Raw genomic sequence first — 23,885 nt, 5'->3', positions numbered from 1 at the left:
GACTATGAATAGACCAACACCAAAACACACAGCACCAGATTTACGGTTTCCATTATTAGATGGAAAACAATGGAATTTAGCGGACCAAAAACCAGACAACTTTACCTTAGTTGTTTTTTACCGAGGTTTACATTGTCCTATTTGTAAAAAGTATTTACAACAATTACAGGAATTGTTACCCAAATTTGAGCAAAGAGGCGTTAATGTAGTAGCTGTAAGTATGGATACTGAAAAGAGAGCAAGACTTTCTCGTCAAAAGTGGGAATTACCTAATCTTACTTTGGGTTATAGCTTATCAGAAAAATCTGCAAGAGATTGGGCTTTGTATTTAAGTGCAGGTGTAAAAGATGGAGAACCCAATGTTTTTAGTGAACCAGGATTATTTTTAATTGACCATAATAACCAAGTTTATTATTCTGCTATAAACAGTAATCCATGGGGAAGACCATATTTGCCATCTTTTGTAAAAGCTGTAGACTACATTGTTACGGCACATTATCCGGCTCGTGGGGAAATGTTATAATTTTGTATATGTCAAAATATAGTTTCTGTTGAAGAAAACATTCAAATATTTAGTTCAAAATAGGCATGCCACATGGTTGGAGCTTTTTTTTGATTTGGTTTTTGTGTCCAGTATAGGTATTGTTACGCATCAACTTGCACATACGCATCATAATCATATAGACCCTAAACAAATTTGGATGTTTCCTCTTCAATTCCTATCTATTTGGTGGATTTGGACGCTACATACCTTATTCGCTAATCGTTTTGATACAGATAGTAGGTACCATAGAATTTCAAGTTTGGCTATCATGTTTTTAATGATAACAATGACTGCCTTTTTAGGTAGTGATTTATTTGAAAACTATGGGTTGTTTATTGGCTTTTATGCAGTTATTCAAATAATTATTGCGGGCTTGTATATTAATTCTACTAAAGCACTTAATGAGTCAAAAGAGTATGCTAATAAATGCGGTATAATTATAATTATTGGAACAATTATTATTGGTACTTCATTCCTCTTCCCTGATCCTTACAGAGAAATTACTTTAGTTTTAGGAATCGTCTTTGAAATGATAGCTTTTGTTCTTGTAAGCAAAAACAAGAACGTACCTCCAGTTCATAAAGAACATTTAGTTGAAAGAATTGGTCTTCTTTCCATTATACTTTTAGGTGAATCTATTATTAGTTTAACAACAGCCTTAAGAGATATTAATTGGGATGCATTGAGTGTCATTGCTGCCGTAACTGGATTTATAATGATAGGATTAATCTGGTGGATTTATTATGATAGCTTTCATGTAATGGAAAGATTAAAAGCAATGAAGAATGGTTTTACTCTTATTTATTCTCACTTCTTTCTTGCTATGGGATTTGTGATATTAGCTAATGTCATCAGACATGCTATTTTGAATGATTTAAACCAAAACGATTTTAGGGTACTGGCAATAGTAGGAATGTGTTTCTTTTATGTAGGAAAACAAACCATATATTTTAAATTTTTACCACCTTTTAGAAAACCTATAGTTATCAATACACTTATTTGTGTTTTTATAACAGTGGGTTCAACGTTTCTTCCAAAAATTGAATATGCACTTATAGGAGTAACAATTGGAATGTTATACTACACAATAGGGAATTTTAAGTTTACATTGACAAAGGACGTGTCGAGGTTTTTGGATTAATAATGATTTGAAATAGTCTTTCAGCTTGCGTACAACGATCTCGTATAACCACATTGTGGTTATATCGTTTATGTCTACAAGTTAATTATTTTAATAATTGGTCTATAAACTATTAATCGTTTTATGCAACCCGTAAAATCTTTTCCATATTACGCCCTTTTGCTAATTCATCTACCAACTTATCTAAATATCTTACCTGTTGCGTTAGCGGGTTTTCAATTTCCTCTACCCTATAGCCACAGATTATACTTTTTATAAGTTTTTGTAGCTTTTTTTTGTCATAGCCGTTTAACCTTCTATTACCAGATGTAATTCTGCTTCAGTTCTGTCTTTCTTTTCTACTTTTGTAACGTAATGTGGATAGACGGAAGCAAATGTCATTTTTGCTATACGCTCGTCGTGGTGGCTAGTGTCTTTCATCTGTTACTGTTTTTTTACAAATTAAGCTAAGTTAATAACTTTTAATTACTTTTTGCTCTGATTATAATCAACTAAAAGCCCGTTATGGATCCAACTGGCCAAGGCTTCTCTGTTTTCATAATTTAAAATTCGTCTTTGGTCTTTTTTATTTTTTATATTGCCCAATTCGATATAAACCATAGCTGGAAAAGTCTTTTTTATTAAATACAACCCCCTAGAGCTTACCGAACCATCGTATATTCTATTTGGTTGGTGTTCGTTATATTTATCTTTAAATGAATTTAGAATGTTTTCGGCCAACTTTTTTCCACTTTTACTTTTGCTATCATGATAGAAAAATACATCAATATTTTTACCTTTATTTCGGCTGTCAACATGCGTTACAATTAATCTTTGATAGGCACCTTTATGTTTTAAATATAAATTGTTTACTGCCTTTGTACGTTGTTTTAATCTTAAATTTTGGTCTAGGGGAATAGGCTCGTTGGGGTGACAAAATTCATCATGATCTACTTCTAAAATTTTATCATCACGAATTCCATCATTTTTATCTTTTATAATGATGTAAACTTTTGCACCATTGGCTATTAGCATACGAGCAAGCCGTAAAGTTACATCATAGGCATATTCATCTTCCGATATTAGTTTGCCGTTATAAGTTGTGGTAGCACCAGGGTCTGGACCACCATGACCGGAAATTAAATAGTAAACGGCACCTTTTAGATTGTCATTCTCCAATACAATTGAATTGTATTTTTCGCCAAAAATAGGGTCGTAATGTTTTTCAATTGTAGTCAGAGTATCTGTAGGTTTTTCTATTGCTTTAGGTTGAATACTATCAACGGTAGCAAGGGTTTCTGTTTTAATTATAGCTTCTTCTACAACTGTAGGTAGGATATATGCTCTGCCAATAATTAAACCATTATTGGATTTTAGCTTTTTCTTATTAAGTTTAATAAATTCTTTAAAGTATTTTGTTGGTTCCAAACCATTTTTGCGAAGAATTGAATAAACACCATCACCGTTGACGGCGATAACCGTTTTTTGAGGTGTTTGAGCAAAAACTAAACTATTTAAAAAAAGGAAAAAAGAGAAGCAGAATATTTTTTTAGACATTTATAAAATGACTTTTTTAATTAAAATTATTATGAAGCGAAATTAGCAATTTTTATAGAATCAATAGTTGTATGAATGAGATACCATTTATTTTAAACAACTAAACTATTTCTCCATCAATTAAAACCTTGTCTATCAAATTACTGCCAAAAGCATATGGTAAAATTCTTATGATGAAAAGGCTTTTTATTTTAATAATTTTTGTTAAGAATCATAAATGGACATAAACTGTAAAGAGCACCCTAGCTTAACTACAATCATTATAATTTGATATATCCTTAATCTTTTTATATTCTCCAAAATACATTTTTTCCGAGTATCCTTTAATAACATCCGTTGAAACTCCTATCTCATTTAACAATAATGAATGTAACAATAATATTAATTTGGGAGTGTTTGTGTATAGACTAGTTCTATTCCACTTTTTGGATTCTCGCTTTCTTGAAAAATGAGTAAAATAATGTCTAGTATTCATTATTTTTTCTGGAAATTCTTGTAAGTCAGATTTAGAAAAAGTTTTCACCGTAATGTTGCAATAATAAAATCGTAATAATCTCTTTATTCTTACCTTAAAGTGTGAGCCAAAAAGACCTGTCTCAGTATCACTATATTCTTCATTTTCCTCCATGAATCTAGCATGAAAGGTTTCTAATGCTTGACAAACTAGAATGAATTTATTTTCAACATTTAAGTTTTCCTTTAAGAAATATTGAAAAATATTAATAGCAGGCTTTAAATCTTCATATTTTTCAAACCATAAATTTAATGTTTCATTTAAATTATTGATATCGTTATATTTAAAAGGGAAAATATGATTTTTAGGGAATTCATTAATTTTCGCTTTAGTATTTTCAAAAAATACTAGTTCTTTTTTGATTTCGGAATTAGGATTAATTAAAATAGAGTTACTGAAAAAGCGTTGAATATATGATTCAATATTCCTATTTATTACTAGCGAGAAAAAATTTATTATTTGGTTTCTTAATGTAAGAAAACAATCAATTTCTTTAGGTCTTTCATTATGAATTTTTAAATAGACGGATTGATTAATCTGGAAGATTACATCATTTTTTTCAGCTGAATACGAATCCATTTCGAATTCAACTGTTAGGTGCATACCATTTCTAATTTCTATATGAATAGTTTCTGGATTTTCATATTTGGCAGATATTACATTATGGCCATAAGATTCGGATAAGGAAGGTGAATCCATCCATTCTTTTAATCCATCAAAATTAAATTTAAAATCATTGAACTTTAAATCCTCTACGGTTGTAAAACAATGTTCTCTTATAATAGATCTACAAGAAAGTTTGTTCTCAACTATACCGCTTTCATAGTTAGCTTTATAACCTCCTTTCCATAGACAATCCAATAAAGTGATATTGCCTTCAGCAGTTTTTCCATAAACGATGGGAAATTTGATTGTATCCTTGAATTTTGGTAAGTTAGCTAAAAGATTTAATTTGAAAATGTTTTTATGTTCAGAGTCAAGTGTTCCGTAAAATCTTTTATTACTTAAATCTGGGAAATACCATTCACCATGAATCTTCATTAGCTTAATTTTAAATTATCTTTCCGTTAATTATAACTTTCTTAATCAAATTACTGCCAAAAGCATATGGTAAAAATCCATAAGAAGGAATTTCTTTGGTAATTATCAAATTCGCTTTTTTTCCTTTGGTGATGCTTCCATGGGTTTTAGACAAGTTCATGGCATACGCTCCATTAATGGTGGCAGCATTAATGGCTTCTTCAGGTGTCATTTTCATTTTGATGCATGCAGTGCTAATTACAAAATTCATATTGCCACTAGGCGTAGAACCTGGGTTGTAATCGGTGGCTAAAGCTAAAGGCAGTCCCGAATCTACGATTTGTCTCGCAGGTGTATAAGGTATCCCCAAAAAAAATGAGCAGGAGGGAAGTGCCACGGGCATTGTTTTGGTATTTTTTAGGGCTTCCAAATCTTGAGGGGTCATAACCTCAAGATGGTCAACGGACAAGGCATTGTATTTCACGCCTATTTGAACCCCACCTATACTATTAAATTGATTAACATGTATTTTTGGTGTTAATCCATACTTTTTGGCAGCCTCTAAGATTTTTTCTGTTTGTGCTACCGAAAAATAGCTTTTTTCGCAAAAAACATCTATAAATTCCGCTAAATTTTCGTTGGCTATTTTAGGTAGCATTTGGTTGATTATCAAATCAATATATACTTCTTTATTATTTTTATATTCATCTGGAAAAGCATGTGCTCCTAAAAATGTGGCTTTAATGGTTATGGAATAATTTTCTGCTAATTTTTTAATAACACGTAGCATTTTTAATTCGGCTTCAACCGTTAATCCGTAGCCTGATTTTATTTCGACCGCACCTGTACCCAAAGCTATAATTTCTTCTAATCGCTTGGCGGACTGTTTATATAGTTCCTCTTCATTTGTTTCTTGTAACTTTTTGGCAGAATTTAAAATACCGCCGCCTTTTGCTGCAATTTCTTCATAGGTAAGTCCATTGATTCGGTCAACAAATTCACCTTCTCTATTTCCGGCATAAACAATATGTGTATGGCTATCGCACCAAGCGGGCAATACCATTTTTCCTTTGGCATCAATTACCTCATTTACTACAATTCCATTAAGGTCTTCCATTTTACCAAAATCTTTAATAGTATCGTTTTCCACTATTACATAAGCATTTTTTAACGTGGGTAGAATTTTCATTTCAGCACCTGAAACCATGCTGACAGAACTTTCTCTTATTTGTAGCAACTCCTTTATATTAGTAATTAATGTGGGCATAAATGACTATATTTACGGTAAAGATAAATCAAAAATGTCGAAATTAACAGAAAGCCAATATCCCGCATACTTTAAACCTTACGTAGAAATATTGGGTACGGAAGTAAAATCTATTGTAACGCATTTAGAAAGTAGTTTAGAGAAATCTCTAAATTTATTATCTGACGCATCAGAAGAAAAACAACTTTATCGTTACGCTGAGGGTAAATGGACTATTAAAGAATTAGTTCAGCATATTATTGATTCTGAACGCGTGTTTGGTTACAGAGCGTTGACCTTTGCTAGAAAAGATACGACGCCGTTACCTGGTTTTGACGAGAACAATTACGTTTTACACTCAAATGCCAATGATAGAGGTTACAAAGAATTATTGGAAGAATTAAAATTGGTAAGGGCTTCAACGGTTTTGCTATTTAAAAGTTTTGGTGAATCAGATTTAATAAGTAAAGGAACGGCAAGTGGTAAAACAATATCAGTCAATGTTTTAGGATATATTATTTCGGGTCATTTATTACATCATTTAAAAATAATAGAAGATAGGTATTTAATTTAGAGATAATAATTAGTCTGTTGTTTACGTTATTTAGTAAAAATACGCTAGACATGAATAAAAACTACGATGCTGAGAACGACGAATCTTTCCGTCGCAAAAAAAGAAGAAAAAAGAATATTAGACCTCACAAAAAAGATAAATACGCTTTATCTAAATTAATCGAGTACGAAAATTACCTAAATAATATTGAATTGTTCAGTAAGGGAAACAATCATTTAGATTTTCAATAATATTTCTTATATTTGAGTACAGAACTGATTTAAACTTTTTCCATTCGTTAAAAAAAAAATTAATTTTCGCTTAAATGCGAAAAAATTAAATCAGTTCGTAATTTAATTTTTCAATTATGCGAAATATATTTATAATAACTTGTTTTTTAGTTACACTTACAGTTTTTTCACAACAAGAAAATGTTGTCAGTAAGGATAGCGTTGCAGTACCTACAAGTATATTTGCAGTTGGGTCTCTAAATTACCAACAAAATAACGAGGTAGTCGGTCCTTTACGTTTAACAGGGTATAAATTTTTAATTGTTGATTTTTTTAACAATGATTTTTCCTATAACCATATGAATTCCATCTCCATAGATACACGGAATTTTGGAAGATACGCTTCTTTTGAAGATATAACGGACAATTATAATAAGGCTGAGTTAAATAAATATGATGTTACTAGAAATACGAATCATTTTATATGGAATACGTATCAAAATCGTCGTATAATTAAACAATGGCAAAAGCAAAATGAACCGATAAAAAATAATTAATAAACGGTTTTGTCTTCTTTTTCAGACCATTTTTTAAAGGCAGTTAAAGCATCATTTCGAGAAATTTGTTGAAACGGAATACTTCGCTTATCAAAATCTAAGTCCAATTCTTTATAGATAAAAGAGTCGTCAAAGCCAACTTTGGCAGCATCAGCATGATTGCAACCAAAATAAACTTTATCAGGTCTTGCCCAGTAAATAGCACCCAAACACATAGGGCAAGGTTCGCAAGAAGTATAAATAGTGCAGCCCTCTAATTGAAAAGATTTCAAATGTTGACAAGCATCTCTTATGGCAGTAACTTCCGCATGAGCTGTGGGATCGTTATTCGAAGTAACTTTATTATTTCCACGACCAACAATTTTACCATCTTTAACAATTACACAACCAAAAGGACCACCTTCATTGGCATTCATTCCATCAATAGCCAATTGTATGGCCTCGTTCATAAAAAGTTCATGATCAGATAAATTTTCATTATCTGATTGAGCCTTTGCGGCTTCATCCAGAAATTTTTTGTTGAATTGGTTACACATTTTTTAGTCTTTAGTCGGTGGTCTTTGGTCGTTAGACTATTGGTAGATATTAGATTTGAGACGTAAAATTTTAAACATAAAAACTTCTAATATCTAATGTCTAACATCTCACATCTAATTAAAGTCCACTAGTCATTTCCTCGGGTTTTACCCATTCGTCATACTGCTCAGCGGTAACATATCCTAAGCGGATAGCTTCCTCTTTTAAAGTTGTTCCATTTTTATGAGCGGTATTTGCTATTTCGGCAGCTTTATAATATCCTATCTTAGTATTTAAGGCAGTAATCAACATAAGAGAATTATTTACCAACTCTTCAATTCTTGGTTTATTTGGTTCAATTCCCGTGGCACAATGTTCATCAAACGAGGCACAAGCATCACCTAATAACCTAGCGGATTGCAATACGTTATTTGCCATAACGGGTTTAAAAACATTAAGTTCGTAATGTCCTTGCATACCACCTACGGTAACAGCAACATCGTTACCGATTACTTGGGCACAAACCATAGTTAAAGCCTCTGCCTGTGTTGGATTTACCTTGCCGGGCATTATGGAACTACCAGGCTCGTTAGCGGGAATAATCAATTCTCCAATGCCACTTCTAGGACCCGAAGCCATTAACCTAATGTCATTGGCAATTTTATTCAAAGATACCGCCAATTGCTTTAAAGCACCATGCGATTCTACCAGTGCATCATGAGCCGCCAAGGCTTCAAATTTATTTTCAGCTGTTATAAAAGGTAGTCCAGTAAATTCAGCTATTTTTTTGGCCACTAAAACATCATATCCTTTTGGAGTATTTAATCCAGTTCCTACTGCTGTTCCACCCAAAGCAAGTTCAGAAAGATGTGCCAAGGTGTTTTTTAATGCTTTTAATCCATGATCTAGTTGTGAAACATATCCTGAAAATTCTTGACCAACGGTTAAGGGCGTAGCATCCATTAAATGGGTACGGCCAATTTTAACCACACCTGCAAAGTCTTTGGCTTTTTTATCTAAGGTATTTCTTAATTGCTCAACGCCAGGAATGGTAGTTTCAACAATCATTTTATAACAGGCAATGTGCATTCCTGTAGGAAAAGTATCATTAGACGATTGCGATTTGTTCACATCGTCGTTCGGTTGAATTGTTTTTTCACCTTCACCAATTTTTTTGCCCGCAATTTCGTGGGCACGGTTGGCAATAACCTCGTTAACATTCATATTACTTTGTGTACCGCTACCAGTTTGCCAAATAACCAAGGGAAATTGGTCGTCTAATTTGCCAGCTAAAATTTCATCACAGACTTTGGAAATAAGATCGCGTTTTTCTTCGGACAAGACACCTAATTCACAATTGGCATGGGCTGCCGCTTTTTTGAGGTAGGCAAAACCATAAACTATTTCTAAGGGCATGGAACCCGATGGGCCTATTTTAAAGTTATTTCTTGAACGTTCGGTTTGTGCTCCCCAATAGTTGCCGGCAGGTACTTTTACCTCGCCCATAGTATCTTTTTCTATTCTGTATTCCATTGATAATGATTAATAAATTGGTATACAAAGGTACAAAATATGTACCTTAAACGTATAAAAAAAGGTCAGCATTTGCCAACCTTTAAACTATTTTCCGTTTCAGAATTTATCCTCCAAAGCCTTCATCATCGTCAAAACCTTCTTGACGCCCTTCTTGCCTTTTCTTTTTCTGATTAAACCTATAGGTAAAAGCTAAATTAAAGCTACGTTGTCTCCATTGGAACTCACTGTCACTATTAAATGTGGGGGTGAAAGATTCCATTGAACGTTTACGAGAGTTAAACACATCACTAATATTAAATGTGATAGAAGCCCTTTCATTGAAAAGGTCTTTACTAAAGGCTAAGTCCGTAGAAAACATTCCTTTTCTTATATTTTGGGCATCTTCAGTTGGGCCCATATAAAATAAACGCGTTTGCCAATCAATTTGGGCTGGTAAAGTTACTTTATTGTTTAACCTTACAAACCAACTTAAGTTATTTGCCCCATAATCAACATCATTGTACTCACCGATGGTTTCATTCGAAAAGAAATTAAAGTTACCGTTCAGATTCCATTTTTGTGTAGGCCTATAGGTTACCGTAAATTCAAACCCGAATCTGTTTTCTGTAGCCAGATTAATAGGTGTACGTCTAATTACAGGAATTTCAGTACCTCCAACAGTAGCCGTTCCACCTGTATCTTCGCTTATAAAAGTAAAGACATCTGTTGCTTTTTGGTAATAAATTGAAGAATTTAATGTTAATTTTCCAAATCTATTCAGATAACCGAAATCAACACTATTAGAATAACTCGGTTTTAAATTCGGGTTTCCTTGAAACAAACTTGTGGCACTGCTCCTTGAAGGAAAAGGATTAATATATCGAGAGCGAGGCCTTCTAATCCGACGGTTATACCCAAAAGTTAAACTCTGTTTTTCATTAAGTTCATAACCTAAATTTAGAGTTGGAAAAAAACCTGAGTAATTTTGATTCTGAAAATCGTTGCTCGTTCTTTGATCTATTGTAACATCTGTAGTTTCAAATCGTAAGCCCAATAAATAAGAAAACTTGTCTTTTATTTTACTTCCATATTGTGTGTAAAGGGCATTTACATTTTCTTTATACAATAAATTATTACTTACATCAGTGTCCGTTACAAACGTACCATTTTCATTAAAGGCTAATGTATAATCTGTATCTAAATCATTAAATTCACCTCGGTATCCAAATTCAAATTGACTTTTTTCTCCAATAGGCAAAACATAATCGGTTTTAATAAGAATTTCTTTTTGAATTTCAAATGTTCGTACTTTTTCTGCGTCTTCACCATCTTCACTAATTAGTGAGTTTTCATCTTCACTGGCATCTGAGTACTGAAAATCTGCAGTTAGTTTATGCCCATCTGTTTTAAAATCTTTATTAAAATTGAATGAAAACTCCGTTGTTTTATCTATGTCATTCTCTGGATCAAAACGTGAGGATTCCTTTATTAAATCTCCGTTTGCGTTATATTCTTTAATGGAGTTGGTTGTTTCGCTATCACTGTCTCTATTACCTAATAATACGGCAGCAGTTACTGAGGTAGACTCATTGATATAGTATTCTACACCAAAATTTGTATTGAAACTATTCCCTTTTCTTTCTGTTTCCCTTCTTTCATTCAAAAAAGTATCAGGGTTGTCAAAAAGTAAATTTCCATCATCATCAAATTCTTTATTAAAGTATTGCGTTTCAGTTGTTGACAATCCCGGTGATTCTCTATAACCATAACTTGTGGTATTAAAAAAGTTAAAGTCGCCCGTTCTATAATTAATATTTCCTGAAATACCAGCTTGAAATGGGTAGCCTACATTTGTTGTTATTGCTCCATTAAATCCTTGTAGTTTGCTACGGCGTAAAATAATATTTAAAATTCCACCGGTACCTTCAGCATTGTACCTGGCCGATGGCGAGGTAATAACTTCAACCTTTTCTATAGCATCTGCAGGCAACTGACGCAAAGCATCTGTTGAGTTTAAACCAACCAACCCGGATGGTTTACCGTTAATTAATATGGTAACACTTTCATTACCACGTAAAGCCACATTGCCTTCAACATCGACGGAAACTGAAGGGACGTTATCTAAAACATCACTTACTGTACCACCTCTTACTGTTAAGTCTTTACCAACATTGTATATTTTTTTATCAAGTTTAATTTCTACCGTGGTTTTTTCAGCAATAATTTCAACTTCATCTAATGCTTCAGCGGCTGCATGTAGTACAATTTTCCCTAAGTTCAAATTACTGGTTATTTCTTTGTTGGGAAGTTTATATGACTCAAAAGAAATGAATTCCACAGATATATTATAAGTTCCTTTTTTTACATCAATATTAAATTTTCCCTCGGCATCTGTTAATCCACCATCAACTTGATCTCCATTAGTTGGTCTTAATACGATTGTTGCATACTCTAAAGGTTGATTGGTTTCTTGATCAATTACGGTACCCGAAATTTCAAATTTTTGGGCATTTAAAGTTAATGAGATAAAACTTAAAATTATTAATAATATGAAATTTTTCATGTGCTTTATGGTGATTTATAATCCTTAATTATGTTTTGACAAAAATAAGCACTTAAAGCTTGAGCAAGGGTTAATTTGTGTTAACGATTGTTAATGAGGTTTTTATTTTATAAGGCCTTGGCGGATTGATAAAGATTGATGAGTAGGGTATTGGGCCAATAAAGTTAATATTGTACCACCGTTAAATAAAAGTTAAAAGGTTAGGGATTAGTTGAGGTCAAAAAAATAAGTAAACCCAAGATTAAAAAAAGAGGTGTTTTTAACTTCTCTTTCAAATTCAAAACTACTGGGGAAATTGAAATTATAGCCTAATTCTAATAAGAAGTTATCGTAATCTAATTGAATTGGAAGGTTTAACTGAACATTTCTTAAACTAAATTTTTCAAAAGAATTTACCACCCTATTTATATAAGGTAAATCGATGCCAAGCCTATCGATTCTTGAAGTGTCGATATTTTCGCTGGCTAGTAAAAAAGAGACATTTGGAACTAGCACAAATTCAGCATCTGATGTTGTACCCAAATCGAATAACTTAATAGTGCCGTACACCGCAATATTGGTTTGGAAACCGGTTCTTTTACCAAATAAATAAGAGGCATCAATTATAGACCCGTAATAATCGTTCTTGTTACGTATACTAAAACTTCCGTCAATACTATTTTCAAAATCATTGGAATCGGTATCTGAAAAAATATACCTACTGTACCCCAATTCCCCCTTTAGATTTTTATGTTTCCCGAAAAACTTCCCATAACCAGCGGTAAGTATGGTCAAGTCCCATTTTGGGTCAAATTTGTCATAATATGCTCCAGCTACTCCTGCATAAATCCCATTGGAATTTTTATACATCAATTGAGGTGATATACTAAATTGATTAATGCCTAAATCACGACCTAAAAAATAAGTTTTATCATTAAAATCCAAAGAAGCTATTATAATTTTATAGTTATTGACCTCATTAATCAGGTCGATGAGGTAAGCATCATCAAGAGTTATTAAATTATCAATTATTTCATCAATTTCTTTATCAACTTCAGGGTCTTCTTGCGAAAACAGTAGTTGATTGATGAAGATAAAAGCAAGTACAACTAAAATTCGATTCATATTATTTTTTTATTCAATCTAAAATATTCCCCGAAGGCTCAGCCTCGGGGTTACGAGTTTACCTCTCCTTCGGAGAGGTCAGAACTACATTTTTTGGTAGTTCTGGGTGAGGTAAAATAAAAAATTTCAGTTTTTAGGTTTAAAGACCAAAACTTAATTGGTGAAATACCTCAATAGAAATAGAGGATATTCGGTTTCAAGAAATTTTTTATACTATCTATCCATATTATCACGGATAAGTCTTCTTAACCTTCTAACCAATCGCTTTCTATCATTTATGTTTCTTTTGTTTATAAACTTTCGCAATCTTAATTTTTGTCTTTTAGTTAAAGATTTTTTAAAAACATCTTTTTTTCGTTTTAATAAATTCTGATTAGCACTTATAATATCCAATTGTTTTTTAGATATGGTTTTTCTGAGCAGTTCTGTTCTTTTTTCTTTGCTAAGACTTTTATTTCGTAAAATTTTTAATTGGGCTTCGGTCAAATTTTCTTTAAAAATGGCTCTGGTCTTATCTAATAATTCCTGCTGTTCTTTTAACAATTGCTTTTGCTCTTTGGTTAAATATTGGAGATGTTTATCCGTATTTTCTTCTTTTTGAGCATAGCTATACTGGCACAGCAATACAGTTGTTAATAGTAGGAATATTGAAAATAATCTTGTAATTTTCATAATGCTTTTCTTTGTTTTTTTGAGCTCATAGCATATATTATGACTTCAAAAAATAAAAAAGGTTTAATTATTTTCTAAATTAGTTTAAAAAAAATAAGAAATACAATATTGAGAACATAATAATCGAAAAAAATTATTATTTTTGACCCATTAATATAAATCAACATTAAAATGGAATTTCAGCAATTTATAGGATTTTTAATTTTCTTAGGGGTATTTACCATGGGGTTTTGGTTGTTGATTTTTTCGTTGGCTTTTATTGTGCCTTATTGGCTTTTTGGAACCATTATGGAAAATATGAAATTAAAGCGTGAAGCTAAAAAGAATAAAAAATAATAGTTATAATTTATAAGTGGAAATAAATAAGGTTGACTTTTGTCAACCTTTTTTTATGCGTAAATTTATTTTTTTTTACATTTTAATATCCTGTTTATCTTCTAATTCATCTTTATTAATATCAGTACTTCTATCTTTATTATTTTTACTTTGTTGTTTAAATTGATAGGTAAATACCAACGAAAACTGCTGATCAAATCTTACTTGTCGGTATGTATTACTATCGGCTTCTAAAGACCGTGTAGTAAAATTTTTGGTATTAAAAACATCAGTAACTTTAAAAGTTAAATAGGCTTTCTTTTTTAAAAGCGGTACACTAACCATTAAATTGGTAAAGTTTATAGTCTCATATTTTGCTAAACCATCTATCATTGGCGATTGATAATAATGTTGAGCCCTAAAACGTAAACCATTATTTAAGGTTACTAATGCCGAAGCTTCTGCATACCAAACCGTATTTGAAACGTTGTAAGCTTCATCTAAAGCCTTTTTAGTTTCCTCTCTGTACGGGCTTATATAAGTATTCAATCTAAGCCACTTAAAAGGTGTATATGTCAAATCAACATCAACACCTATGCTTAATTTGTTTCCGCTATTTATAGGTGTTCTTTTAAAAATTTCCAAACCATTAGTATTTTGTCCCGCACTTTGTAAAACGGTTAAAAACTGATTTTCAGCATAAGTTGCGTATAACGATGAGGTTATTAGTAATTTCTCAAAACTCATATCATACAATAACTCAAAGAAATTAGTGTAATAGGGGTCTAAATTTGGATTTCCAACCGATTGGTAACGTTCGTCATTTAACGATATGAACGGATTAATTTGATAGATTTCTGGTCTATTGATAGACCTGCTATAATTTAAAGACAGATAATTTTCATTTTCAAATTCATAACCAAATGATGCTGACGGAAAAAAATCTGTATAATTTTTAGAATTCTCATTGTTGGAGTCTGTTCCGATAGTAACATCAGAAAGTTCTGAACGTAAGCCGAGGGCGTAAGAAAAACTACCATGTGTTGCAGTATATTGTGCAAATAAGGCATGAACTTTTTCATCGTAATTAACTATATCCGTATATCCGCCAATGGTTGTGAAACTACCACTATTGCTATCGAACTCTGAAAGATTATAATCATTTTTATAGAATCGTAATGTACTTTTATAACCTACTTCCAGTCTTTTATCTTCCTTAAAAGGCAAGGTATAATCCAATTGAAATAAATAATCATTTAAGTGTTGATTTTTGGTTACTTTTTGCTGAATGTTTTCAGGATTTGGTACAGAAACACTTTCAAAAATTTTGGCTTTATTATCTGAAATAGTATTACTATATTTAAAATCAAAAGATAATCTTTCGCCTTTTTTGCTAATTTTATTGGTGTAATTCAGTAAAGTTTCAATTTTGATAATATCATCGTGATCATCTACGTTTCTTTTTGCGGTTCGTTTCACCGATTTTTGTGAATCAAAATCGTTCAAATCTAATTTGGAAAGAAAATCTTTATTGTGGTTATTAATTAAAAATGATGCCGTTATTGTATTTTTTTCATTCAAATAAAAGTCACTGCCAATATTGAACAAATAGCTATTTCGTTGATTTTCATCTGTTCTGTTTTGTTCAAAAAAACCTAAAATATTTGAAGAATCGTCAAAATAAGTTTGGTCAATATCAGTATGTTTAATTTTCTTTTGATTGTTAAAACTGATGGTACTAAACAAATTTATATGATCCGTACTTTTATTTAAAAATACAGAACCACCATTATTTTCAGGTATTCCACCGTGAATATCAATAGAACCGCTAAGTCCATTACCTTTTCCTTTTTTAGTAACAATATTAAGAATACCACCGCCGCCTTCAGCACTATATTTGGCAGAACGGGTTATTATTTCAATTTTTTCAATATTATTTGAGGGCATGGCACTTAATAAATCCAACCCATTACCCAAACCAAACAAGGGTTTACCATCAATCAATATGGTAGCGGAAGCCCCTCGCATAGTCACATTACCATCTTGATCTATAGTTACGGATGGTGCGTTATCTAAAACCTCTAAGGCGTTACTTCCATAATTGATCGCATCTTTTGATGAAAAGTATATTTTTCGGTCTATTTTAAATTCGGTAAGTCGTTGTTGAGCGGTAAGTTCAACTTCTTTTAAAATTTCGGATGAATAAAATAGAACGATGGTACCTAAATCTAAAGATTCAGTTAAATTTTTATTGGCTAAAATATAAGGATCAAAGGAAAGGAACTCAGCTTTTATCGTATAATTATTCGGTGGAATTGCTATTGAAAAATTTCCTTTTTTATCGCTTGTTGTTCCAAAAACTAGCGAGTCCTTTTTAAAGGAAATAGTTGCAAATTCAATAGGGCTACTTGATGCAGCATCAATTATTTTACCGGTAATCGTTATTTTTTCGAGAGTTTTTTGCCCATATAATGACAAGGTAAACGCTATTGTAACAAGAAGTAGGCCTATTTTTTTCAATACAATTCCCTTTGCTTACAAAGCTAAGTGTTTAAAATAAAATAAAAAATAGTGGTTTTTGGGTAGTTCGAGTTTTGATTATTTTACAAAAATTAATCAAGCAACACGTTAATATTTTCAGGTGGTCTGCCTAAAACCGCTTTATCTCCTTTAACCACAATAGGCCTTTCAATTAATTTAGGATGCTTAGACATTGCTTTGATAATTTCAGCATCGGAAAGGGTTTTACCTTTATAATTTTCTTTCCAAACAGATTCATTTTTTCTAATCAATTGAATTGGAGTAAAGTCTAATTTTTTTAAAAGGTCTTTGATTTCTTTTTCCGAAAGCGGATTGTTAATATAATCCACAACTTCAAAATCTTGTTTTGAACTGTTTAAAATTTCCAGTCCACTTCTACTTTTGCTGCAACGGTTGTTATGGTATATTTTCATGTTTACTTTTTTAAAGTGCAAAGCTATTAAAAACTGACATAACATCATATCTTTGCAATCTTAAAGTTGATAAATGATACTAACCGATACACATACCCACTTATATTCGGAACAATTTGAAGATGATCGCCCAGAAATGATGAAACGTGCTTTTGATGCTGGTATTTCACGTTTTTTTATTCCTGCAATTGATTCAAGTTATAATGATGCCATGTTTCAATTAGAGCAAGATTATCCAGAAAATGTTTTTTTGATGATGGGTCTGCATCCTACAAGTGTAAAAGAAAATTATAAAGAAGAATTGGCTTTGGTCAAACAATGGCTTGACAAACGAAATTTTTATGCTGTAGGCGAAATAGGGATAGATTTATATTGGGATAAATCTTTTCTGCAGCAACAGCAAGATGCTTTTAAAACACAGATTGAATGGGCTAAACAAAAGGGATTGCCCATAGTTATTCATTGCAGGGATTCTTTCGATGAGATTTTTGAAGTGTTAGAAGATGTAAATGATGATAAATTACATGGCATTTTTCATTGTTTTACGGGTAACCACGAGCAGGCGGGAAAAGCCATTTCTTACAATATGAAATTGGGAATTGGTGGGGTTATAACTTTTAAAAATGGGAAAATAGATCAATTTTTAAATAAAATTGACTTAAAACATATTGTGCTGGAAACCGATTCGCCATATTTGGCACCGGTTCCTTATCGCGGTAAACGCAACGAAAGTAGTTATATGATAAATGTCTTGGAAAAACTGGTAACTATTTATAACTTAAGCCCTGAAGAAATAGCCACAATAACTACCGAAAACTCAAAACAAGTATTTGGAATTTGAAAGCATAACATATTACAAAACGCCTATAGGTATGGCAAGAATTGTTGGAGATAGCAACGGTATATCTTCCATAACGGTTATTGATGGAGATGAAAAAAGTTCTACGGATATTCCCAAGAGTTTACAAGATTGCGTTACACAACTTGATGAATATTTTCAGAAAAAGCGAACTACTTTCAATTTAAAATTAAATCCACAAGGCACAGAATTTCAAAAGCAGGTTTGGCAAAGTTTACAGCAGATTCCCTACGGAACCACAAGGTCTTACCAAAAGCAAAGTGAGGCTTTAGGTGATGTAAAAGCAATTAGGGCAGTAGCTTCTGCCAATGGTAAAAATCCGTTGTGGATTGTTGTGCCATGTCACCGTGTAATTGGCTCGGATGGTTCATTAACAGGTTACTCTGGAGGTATATGGCGTAAACGTTGGCTGTTGGAACATGAAAATCCGCCAGAACAACAGTCACTTTTTTAAGGTACAAGAAAAATAAATTAAAATCTTTGAAGTAGTAATTTCCCTCATTTTTTCAAGCCCGCCTGCTGGTGGGCAGGGCGGTGCGGTTCTTTAACCTAATATCCTCTTAACCAAACTATCCTTAGCTTCTTGATCCTCCCCACACAGCCATTGTATCACGTTATCTTCCCACATTGCATCTTTTTCGGTCTCGGAAATTATTTTTCTGTCAATAGCAAGATCTAATATTTTCCCGGGATAGGAAGATTGTTTTACACTTTCCATTTCACCTAACGGGTAAGGGTCGTCCAAACCGATAAGTACCTGTTTTGATCCTTGATTTTCAATGAGTAATTTTAAAGATCCAGTGTCATGCACTAGTGTATCGAAGAAAATATTTTTGTGCCCAACCGCCTTTCTAGGATGATGTTTGCCTTCAAATAAATCTGGGCGACCATCAAAACCTTGAATACGACGACCTAAATTGATTTGAGCTAATTGCCCACCATGGGCAAAGCAGGTACGCATGTTTGGGTAACGCTCTTGGTAACCGTTTAACGTGAAAAAATGGTAAGCATCTGCACATTGGGCCAACATCCAAATCAGATGAAAACGCCATGATGTATTTTCTAGTTTTATAAATTTTTCCCCATCATAAGGGTGGATTTCCACCGCTAAATTCAATTGACTTGCCAATTCAAAAATGGGTTCGTTTTCCTCATCAAAAATACACCGCCATGTGCCAATGGTATCCATATAATGGGTTGGTAAACACAGCAATTGCATCCCAAGTTCATGAACACAACGTTCAATTTCCCAACATGCACCTTTTACAAAACCAGGATGGACTACAAAACCACAGGTAAATTTACTGGGGTGCTCTCTTTGAATTTTAGCATTAAAATCGTTTTGAAAACGCAAAGCCTGTTTCATTTCCTCGACACGCAGACCGTTACCGTACAATTGCGATAAATTCAGCACCACCGCATGGTCTATTTTAAAACGTTCCATCCAAGCTAATTTTTCATGTAAAAAGAAACTAGAATCCGTTACAGGACGGCTCCAATCTTTTTGAAGCATAAATTTCCTGTCTTTATCCACCCAAAAAATACCTTTATCTTTCATGTATTGAGGTATCTCCTCAGGATAAGGCAATAAATGTGAATGTCCGTTAATACGTAGTTTTCTTTTTTCCATATTTCATTCCCCGCCCTTAGTCTTCACTCAGGATAAACTCCAGCGGGAATCTTTTAAATGTTAGTTAAATTTATTCTGTAAAATTCCTGTTTTCGCAGAACCTAATCAATTTTTACTTTCTTCGGAGGTTCCATTACTTCACCACAATTAGGGCAATGTCTTTTTTCTTTATCGCCATAGTATTTATCAAATATTTTTGGCATATCAGTTTCAATATTCTTTACGGTAAAATCTTCTTCATAGAGTTTAGTCGTACAATTTTCACAAAACCAAAGCAGAGCATCTCGCATACCTTCGGGACGCTTGTACTCTATGACCAAACCAACCGTATTGGTCCCACGTTGAGGGGAATGTGGCACTTTTGGTGGTAGCAGATAAATATCACCTTCTTTAATATGGACATCTTTTGGCGTGCCGTTATCAATTATTTTTAAGACAATATCACCTTCCACTTGATAGAAAAATTCCGGAGTTTCGTTATAGTGATAATCTTTTCTGTTGTTTGGCCCTCCAACAACCATAACAATAAAATCGCCATCTTTCCAGACAACCTTATTGCCAACTGGTGGTTTTAGTAAATGTCTATTTTCTTCGATCCATTCTTTAAAATTTATGGGGGAAACTAATTTACTCATAAAAAGCCCCTCTTAATCTCCCCTTAAGGGAGAAACTCAATGCGGGGAATTGAGTTACTGTTAAACATACTATTTTTCAAATATAAAGATACGGAATTATTACATTCCTATTTCAGTCCCTTATGAAGGATTGGGGTTTACAAACTTTTAGTCCGTCCACCATCTACAGGAAGATTAATTCCGTTAACATAGCTGGCTGCCTCACTGGCCAAAAAAGCCACCGCATTTGCAATTTCACCGGGTTGGGCAAAACGCTTGGCGGGGATACCATTTTTCATCGCTCTCGAAATTTCTTCGGCCGATTTACCGGTTTTCTCTGCCTTATTATTGATTATTTCTGTTAATCTGGTAGTGGCTGTGGCTCCTGGCAATACATTATTTACTGTAATCCCGTATTCACCCAACTCATTGGCCAATGTTTTACTCCAATTGGCGACTGCACCCCTTATCGTGTTGCTTACACCCAATCCATCCAAGGGTTGTTTTACAGATGTAGAAATGATATTGATAATCCTGCCAAAATCAGCCTCTTTCATTTTTGGTACCACTGTTTGCACCAACATGTGATTAGCTTTTAAATGTTGAGTAAATGCATTTTCAAATTCAGATAAATTTGCAGAAAAAGCTGTTCCACCTGCAGGACCACCAGTATTATTGACCAAAATGTGGAAAGTATCAACTTCAGTTAGTTTTTGGGCAATTTTTTGACCTAATTCAATGGGGTTTTGGAAATCGGCTACTATGTACGAATGATTTTGATAGGTATTTGGCAATTCTGATAATACCTGTTTTAGTTTTTCTTCATTTCTGGCAACCAATGTAATATTTGCACCTAATTCAGCCAATGCCATGGCACAGGCTTTTCCAATTCCTTGTGTGCTGCCGCAAACGAGTGCGTTCTTGTTTTCTAATTTTATGTTCATTCCCATCCCAACCTTCCCTAAGGGAAGGAGTTTTATTTAAGATTAATAATTAATGTTTTGTTTTCCTCATTTAATTCTATCCAATTTTCATTCACTTCAGGTATACAATCAATTATTTCAGAATTATTGAGTATTTTATTTTTTGAATTTTCACCAAGTCTTAGAATTACTTTATAAACTTCTTGACCAGTCTCCCCAAACCATGCTCTCAATTCTACTTCTGATTTTTGCTCAACATATTCTGAGTTGAAATTTACTTCATTTTCAGGTTTAGCCACGCCATCACACCAAAAAGATTTTAACTCTCTATCATTTTCATTGGAAAAAGTCTGTGTTATTTTATGTTCTAGTATTTGACAAAAATTTTCGCTAATCATCTACAATTCTCTTTTTTTTACCAATCTTGATTCTCGTCTTCTTGATTCTTTCTGTAATGAGATGCTGAAATCGAAGATTCATGAATTCAATTTAAAATAATAGAAAATTGATGAATAAACAAGTTCAGCATGACGATGAATCGTCAGTATTTTATACACACATTCTTCGCTTCCGTAAAAAACCGCAAGGCTTCAAATCCGCCTTCTCGTCCAACCCCGGAAGCTTTTATACCACCAAAAGGTGTTCGTAAATCGCGTAACATCCAAGTATTTACCCATACAATTCCCGCTTCTAATTTTTTGGTCATTCGCATGGTTCTAGCCAAATTGCTTGTCCACAATGTTGATGACAAACCATATTTTACATCATTTGCTAGTTGCAAGACTTCTTCTTCATTTTTAAACGGCATTATAGTTACAACTGGTCCAAATACTTCTTCTTGATTGATGCGGCAATTGTTCGACTTAACTTCAATAACCGTTGGTTCTAAATAATACCCATTTTCAAAGTTATTGACAGTAACCCTTTTTCCTCCACAGAGGATAGTGCCATTCTCATTTTTTGCAATATCAATATACTTTAGCACTTTTTCAAGATGTGGTTTCGAAACCAATGCTCCAATTTCAGTTTTATCTTTCGAAGGATGATCTACCTTCAACGCTTTTACTTTTTTAACGAAATCGGTTTTAAATTTCTCATAGATATTTTCTTCCACAAAAATACGACTTCCACACAAACATATTTGTCCTTGATTTGCAAATGAGGAACGAACGGTAGTTTCTAACATGTTGTCATAATCACAATCTGCAAAGATGATATTGGGGTTTTTACCTCCAAGTTCCAATGATAATTTTTTGAATAAAGGTGCTGCAATTTTAGCAATTGCCGCCCCTGTTGCAGTACCTCCCGTAAAAGAAATCGCTCTAATTTCAGGATGCTCAACAATGGCTTGACCTGCAGTAGTTCCCAATCCGTGAACTATGTTTAATACACCTTTAGGTAATCTTGCTTCATTACAAATTTCACCTAACAAATAAACAGTCATTGGCGTAACTTCACTAGGTTTAGCAATTACACAATTACCAGCGGCTAGGGCAGGGGCAATCTTCCAAGTAAAGAGATAGAGTGGGAGGTTCCAAGGGGAAATACAGCCCACCACTCCAATAGGTTGCCGTAAGGTGTAATTGATGGCATTTTGACCAATACTCTCGTGACTTTCACTTGCAAATTGTGTAATGGCATTGCCAAAAAATCTAAAATTACTCGCCGCCCTTGGTATATCAACTGACTTTGCTAAACTAATGGGTTTACCATTATCTTTACTTTCGGCTTCTGCAAAACGTTCTAAATTTTTTTCTAATAATTCAGAAATTTTTATCAAAATCCGACTGCGTTCTTCCAAACTAGTTTGTGACCAAGTTAAAAATGCTCTTTTTGCGGCTTCAACAGCCCTGTCAATATCTTCTTTAGATGAATTTGGCAGTTGTCCATAAACTTCACCTCTGGCGGGGCAATAGTTGTCTAGCCAACCACCATTTATGGGAGGTAAAAATTTGCCGTTGATGTAGTTTTGGATTTTATGCATTTATTAGCGTTATTTTATTCTGAATCTTTTCATAATCTCTTTCAGAAAATTTATCTTTACTGAGATGAATTAATTTTACTATATTTTTCCAAGCTGAGTTATTATTTCTCCAATATTTCTTGGTTTGCTCACCTAAAACATTTGCCAAAAGATCGCCTTCATATAAATCTCCTTCAGCTAAAATATTCTTTTCAAGTTCTTCAATTGCCAAAGGCATCAAGTATTTGAGTCCAATTTCTTGACCAATCATTAATCTTAAATCTTCAATAGAAAAGTCTCTTACTGCCTTTTTTCTTAGTTCATGACATTTTACAACCAAATTAGAATCGTAATTTGGTTTACTCCAAACTTCATTTTCTAATTGTTCCAATGACAAATGCGTTTTTGATTTCAAAAGTTTATTTTTTACACCCCTGAAGTCCACTCAAGGGGACAATTCTTCCAATTATAACCATCTAATACCTCAAGTCTAAAATCTCATATCTTTTTATAGGCTACCACCTTAATCTCAACCACTAAATCCGGATGCGGTAATTGATGTACCGCAACAGTTGTTCTTGTTGGTCCGGTTTCCTTATTAAAAAATTCGGCATAAGCTTTATTGTACCCTGAAAAATCATTCATATTTACTAAAAAAGTGGTTACGTCCACCACATCGGCCAACGTTGCCCCTTCATTGGCTAAATTACGCTCGATATTTTTTATAACTTCACGGGTTTGTACTTCAATATTCAGGTGTTTTGTCCCCATTTCGTCTATAACATCTACACCTGCAATGGTGTTGTCAGCCCTACGTGAACTTACTCCTGATACAAATATAAAATCGCCTACACTTTTGGTGTGCGGGTAAGCTCCTCTTGGTGTTACTTTTTGTTCCATTTTGTCAAGTTTATTA

At 33.1% G+C, this 23,885-nt stretch carries 25 protein-coding genes and 1 pseudogene; 8 read left to right on the top strand and 18 right to left on the bottom strand.

From position 1 onward, the window contains the following. Positions 1-4: 4 nt before the first annotated feature. Positions 5-523, top strand: a complete 519-nt coding sequence (locus UMM65_RS01635; protein ID WP_321974717.1) for a peroxiredoxin-like family protein — start codon at positions 5-7, stop codon at positions 521-523. A gap of 28 nt (positions 524-551) precedes the next feature. Then, on the top strand, positions 552-1,685 hold the full coding sequence (locus UMM65_RS01630; RefSeq protein WP_321974716.1) for a low temperature requirement protein A: 1,134 nt from the start codon (positions 552-554) through the stop codon (positions 1,683-1,685). A 121-nt stretch (positions 1,686-1,806) separates the two neighbouring features. Here the strand turns inward: UMM65_RS01630 and UMM65_RS01625 are convergent. The 4 genes and pseudogenes from UMM65_RS01625 to hutI form a co-directional block, all read right to left on the bottom strand. After that, a pseudogene (locus UMM65_RS01625) lies at positions 1,807-2,105 on the bottom strand (DUF2200 family protein). A gap of 45 nt (positions 2,106-2,150) precedes the next feature. Next, on the bottom strand, positions 2,151-3,221 hold the full coding sequence (locus UMM65_RS01620; RefSeq protein ID WP_321974715.1) for an N-acetylmuramoyl-L-alanine amidase family protein: 1,071 nt from the start codon (positions 3,219-3,221) through the stop codon (positions 2,151-2,153). A gap of 247 nt (positions 3,222-3,468) precedes the next feature. After that, positions 3,469-4,776: an ApeA N-terminal domain 1-containing protein gene (locus UMM65_RS01615; RefSeq protein ID WP_321974714.1), complete on the bottom strand. Its 1,308-nt coding sequence runs from the start codon at positions 4,774-4,776 to the stop codon at positions 3,469-3,471. Positions 4,777-4,786: 10 nt separating this feature from the next. Next, on the bottom strand, positions 4,787-6,022 hold the full coding sequence (hutI, locus tag UMM65_RS01610) for an imidazolonepropionase (RefSeq protein WP_321974713.1): 1,236 nt from the start codon (positions 6,020-6,022) through the stop codon (positions 4,787-4,789). Between the two features lie 34 nt (positions 6,023-6,056). Here hutI and UMM65_RS01605 point away from each other — a divergent pair, with 34 nt between their 5' ends. From UMM65_RS01605 to UMM65_RS01595, 3 genes are all read left to right on the top strand, one after another. After that, a complete protein-coding gene (locus UMM65_RS01605; protein WP_321974712.1) occupies positions 6,057-6,575 on the top strand; it encodes a DinB family protein in 519 nt (172 codons plus the stop codon). Positions 6,576-6,625: 50 nt separating this feature from the next. Then, the gene (locus UMM65_RS01600) at positions 6,626-6,805 is read left to right on the top strand and encodes a hypothetical protein (protein ID WP_321974711.1); all 180 of its coding nucleotides are present in this window, start codon (positions 6,626-6,628) and stop codon (positions 6,803-6,805) included. 116 nt (positions 6,806-6,921) lie between these two features. Then, positions 6,922-7,341: a hypothetical protein gene (locus UMM65_RS01595; RefSeq protein WP_321974710.1), complete on the top strand. Its 420-nt coding sequence runs from the start codon at positions 6,922-6,924 to the stop codon at positions 7,339-7,341. Here UMM65_RS01595 and UMM65_RS01590 read toward each other — a convergent pair. From UMM65_RS01590 to UMM65_RS01570, 5 genes are all read right to left on the bottom strand, one after another. Further along, entirely contained in the window at positions 7,338-7,877 is a 540-nt protein-coding gene (locus UMM65_RS01590; protein WP_321974709.1) for a nucleoside deaminase, read from the bottom strand. The two genes, UMM65_RS01595 and UMM65_RS01590, sit on opposite strands and share 4 nt — an antisense overlap. Positions 7,878-7,995: 118 nt before the next feature. Continuing rightward, positions 7,996-9,390, bottom strand: coding sequence for a class II fumarate hydratase (gene fumC / locus UMM65_RS01585; protein WP_321974708.1), 1,395 nt, complete (start codon positions 9,388-9,390; stop codon positions 7,996-7,998). A 106-nt stretch (positions 9,391-9,496) separates the two neighbouring features. Next, the gene (locus tag UMM65_RS01580) at positions 9,497-11,935 is read right to left on the bottom strand and encodes a TonB-dependent receptor (RefSeq protein ID WP_321974707.1); all 2,439 of its coding nucleotides are present in this window, start codon (positions 11,933-11,935) and stop codon (positions 9,497-9,499) included. Between the two features lie 207 nt (positions 11,936-12,142). Continuing rightward, entirely contained in the window at positions 12,143-13,039 is an 897-nt protein-coding gene (locus UMM65_RS01575; RefSeq protein WP_321974706.1) for a hypothetical protein, read from the bottom strand. Between the two features lie 213 nt (positions 13,040-13,252). Beyond that, the gene (locus UMM65_RS01570; RefSeq protein ID WP_321974705.1) at positions 13,253-13,711 is read right to left on the bottom strand and encodes a hypothetical protein; all 459 of its coding nucleotides are present in this window, start codon (positions 13,709-13,711) and stop codon (positions 13,253-13,255) included. Between the two features lie 171 nt (positions 13,712-13,882). Here UMM65_RS01570 and UMM65_RS01565 point away from each other — a divergent pair, with 171 nt between their 5' ends. Beyond that, the gene (locus UMM65_RS01565) at positions 13,883-14,047 is read left to right on the top strand and encodes a hypothetical protein (RefSeq protein WP_321974704.1); all 165 of its coding nucleotides are present in this window, start codon (positions 13,883-13,885) and stop codon (positions 14,045-14,047) included. 75 nt (positions 14,048-14,122) lie between these two features. Here UMM65_RS01565 and UMM65_RS01560 read toward each other — a convergent pair whose 3' ends face one another. After that, positions 14,123-16,546, bottom strand: a complete 2,424-nt coding sequence (locus UMM65_RS01560; protein WP_321974702.1) for a TonB-dependent receptor — start codon at positions 16,544-16,546, stop codon at positions 14,123-14,125. 92 nt (positions 16,547-16,638) lie between these two features. After that, positions 16,639-16,980 (bottom strand): arsenate reductase (glutaredoxin), encoded by a 342-nt coding sequence (gene arsC, locus UMM65_RS01555; protein ID WP_321974701.1) that lies wholly within the window; start codon positions 16,978-16,980, stop codon positions 16,639-16,641. 73 nt (positions 16,981-17,053) lie between these two features. Between arsC and UMM65_RS01550 the strand changes: the two genes are divergently transcribed. Both UMM65_RS01550 and UMM65_RS01545 read left to right on the top strand, forming a co-directional pair. Beyond that, on the top strand, positions 17,054-17,821 hold the full coding sequence (locus tag UMM65_RS01550; protein WP_321974700.1) for a TatD family hydrolase: 768 nt from the start codon (positions 17,054-17,056) through the stop codon (positions 17,819-17,821). Further along, positions 17,811-18,293 (top strand): methylated-DNA--[protein]-cysteine S-methyltransferase, encoded by a 483-nt coding sequence (locus tag UMM65_RS01545; protein ID WP_415859538.1) that lies wholly within the window; start codon positions 17,811-17,813, stop codon positions 18,291-18,293. Before UMM65_RS01550 ends, UMM65_RS01545 begins: the two co-directional genes overlap by 11 nt. Positions 18,294-18,383: 90 nt before the next feature. Here UMM65_RS01545 and UMM65_RS01540 read toward each other — a convergent pair whose 3' ends face one another. The 7 genes from UMM65_RS01540 to UMM65_RS01510 form a co-directional block, all read right to left on the bottom strand. After that, the gene (locus tag UMM65_RS01540) at positions 18,384-19,469 is read right to left on the bottom strand and encodes an amidohydrolase family protein (protein WP_321974698.1); all 1,086 of its coding nucleotides are present in this window, start codon (positions 19,467-19,469) and stop codon (positions 18,384-18,386) included. A gap of 101 nt (positions 19,470-19,570) precedes the next feature. Further along, complete coding sequence (locus tag UMM65_RS01535) at positions 19,571-20,104, bottom strand: 3-hydroxyanthranilate 3,4-dioxygenase (protein ID WP_321974697.1); 534 nt, start codon at positions 20,102-20,104, stop codon at positions 19,571-19,573. Positions 20,105-20,241: 137 nt separating this feature from the next. Continuing rightward, positions 20,242-21,027 (bottom strand): SDR family oxidoreductase, encoded by a 786-nt coding sequence (locus UMM65_RS01530; protein ID WP_321974696.1) that lies wholly within the window; start codon positions 21,025-21,027, stop codon positions 20,242-20,244. A gap of 32 nt (positions 21,028-21,059) precedes the next feature. Further along, positions 21,060-21,404, bottom strand: coding sequence for a hypothetical protein (locus tag UMM65_RS01525; protein WP_321974695.1), 345 nt, complete (start codon positions 21,402-21,404; stop codon positions 21,060-21,062). A 143-nt stretch (positions 21,405-21,547) separates the two neighbouring features. Further along, positions 21,548-22,990: an aldehyde dehydrogenase gene (locus UMM65_RS01520; protein WP_321974694.1), complete on the bottom strand. Its 1,443-nt coding sequence runs from the start codon at positions 22,988-22,990 to the stop codon at positions 21,548-21,550. Then, a complete protein-coding gene (locus tag UMM65_RS01515) occupies positions 22,983-23,384 on the bottom strand; it encodes a contact-dependent growth inhibition system immunity protein (protein WP_321974693.1) in 402 nt (133 codons plus the stop codon). The genes UMM65_RS01520 and UMM65_RS01515 overlap by 8 nt, the downstream gene beginning before the upstream one ends. An 83-nt stretch (positions 23,385-23,467) precedes the next feature. Continuing rightward, positions 23,468-23,869, bottom strand: a complete 402-nt coding sequence (locus UMM65_RS01510; protein WP_321974692.1) for a RidA family protein — start codon at positions 23,867-23,869, stop codon at positions 23,468-23,470. Between the last annotated feature and the right edge of the window lie 16 nt (positions 23,870-23,885).

The sequence above is a fragment of the Aureibaculum koreense genome, from assembly GCF_034296135.1.
Classification (GTDB): domain Bacteria; phylum Bacteroidota; class Bacteroidia; order Flavobacteriales; family Flavobacteriaceae; genus Aureibaculum.
Note: the sequence above shows the minus strand (reverse complement) of the source record. Positions and strands in the feature narration are given on the sequence as shown.

Coding starts and splice junctions, on each gene's coding strand:
- UMM65_RS01635 (WP_321974717.1), top strand. CDS start 5: ATGAATAGACCAACACCAAAACACACAGCACCAGATTTACGGTTTCCA.
- UMM65_RS01620 (WP_321974715.1), bottom strand. CDS start 3,221: ATGTCTAAAAAAATATTCTGCTTCTCTTTTTTCCTTTTTTTAAATAGT.
- UMM65_RS01615 (WP_321974714.1), bottom strand. CDS start 4,776: ATGAAGATTCATGGTGAATGGTATTTCCCAGATTTAAGTAATAAAAGA.
- hutI (WP_321974713.1), bottom strand. CDS start 6,022: ATGCCCACATTAATTACTAATATAAAGGAGTTGCTACAAATAAGAGAA.
- UMM65_RS01605 (WP_321974712.1), top strand. CDS start 6,057: ATGTCGAAATTAACAGAAAGCCAATATCCCGCATACTTTAAACCTTAC.
- UMM65_RS01600 (WP_321974711.1), top strand. CDS start 6,626: ATGAATAAAAACTACGATGCTGAGAACGACGAATCTTTCCGTCGCAAA.
- UMM65_RS01595 (WP_321974710.1), top strand. CDS start 6,922: ATGCGAAATATATTTATAATAACTTGTTTTTTAGTTACACTTACAGTT.
- UMM65_RS01590 (WP_321974709.1), bottom strand. CDS start 7,877: ATGTGTAACCAATTCAACAAAAAATTTCTGGATGAAGCCGCAAAGGCT.
- fumC (WP_321974708.1), bottom strand. CDS start 9,390: ATGGAATACAGAATAGAAAAAGATACTATGGGCGAGGTAAAAGTACCT.
- UMM65_RS01580 (WP_321974707.1), bottom strand. CDS start 11,935: ATGAAAAATTTCATATTATTAATAATTTTAAGTTTTATCTCATTAACT.
- UMM65_RS01575 (WP_321974706.1), bottom strand. CDS start 13,039: ATGAATCGAATTTTAGTTGTACTTGCTTTTATCTTCATCAATCAACTA.
- UMM65_RS01570 (WP_321974705.1), bottom strand. CDS start 13,711: ATGAAAATTACAAGATTATTTTCAATATTCCTACTATTAACAACTGTA.
- UMM65_RS01565 (WP_321974704.1), top strand. CDS start 13,883: ATGGAATTTCAGCAATTTATAGGATTTTTAATTTTCTTAGGGGTATTT.
- arsC (WP_321974701.1), bottom strand. CDS start 16,980: ATGAAAATATACCATAACAACCGTTGCAGCAAAAGTAGAAGTGGACTG.
- UMM65_RS01550 (WP_321974700.1), top strand. CDS start 17,054: ATGATACTAACCGATACACATACCCACTTATATTCGGAACAATTTGAA.
- UMM65_RS01540 (WP_321974698.1), bottom strand. CDS start 19,469: ATGGAAAAAAGAAAACTACGTATTAACGGACATTCACATTTATTGCCT.
- UMM65_RS01535 (WP_321974697.1), bottom strand. CDS start 20,104: ATGAGTAAATTAGTTTCCCCCATAAATTTTAAAGAATGGATCGAAGAA.
- UMM65_RS01530 (WP_321974696.1), bottom strand. CDS start 21,027: ATGAACATAAAATTAGAAAACAAGAACGCACTCGTTTGCGGCAGCACA.
- UMM65_RS01525 (WP_321974695.1), bottom strand. CDS start 21,404: ATGATTAGCGAAAATTTTTGTCAAATACTAGAACATAAAATAACACAG.
- UMM65_RS01520 (WP_321974694.1), bottom strand. CDS start 22,990: ATGCATAAAATCCAAAACTACATCAACGGCAAATTTTTACCTCCCATA.
- UMM65_RS01510 (WP_321974692.1), bottom strand. CDS start 23,869: ATGGAACAAAAAGTAACACCAAGAGGAGCTTACCCGCACACCAAAAGT.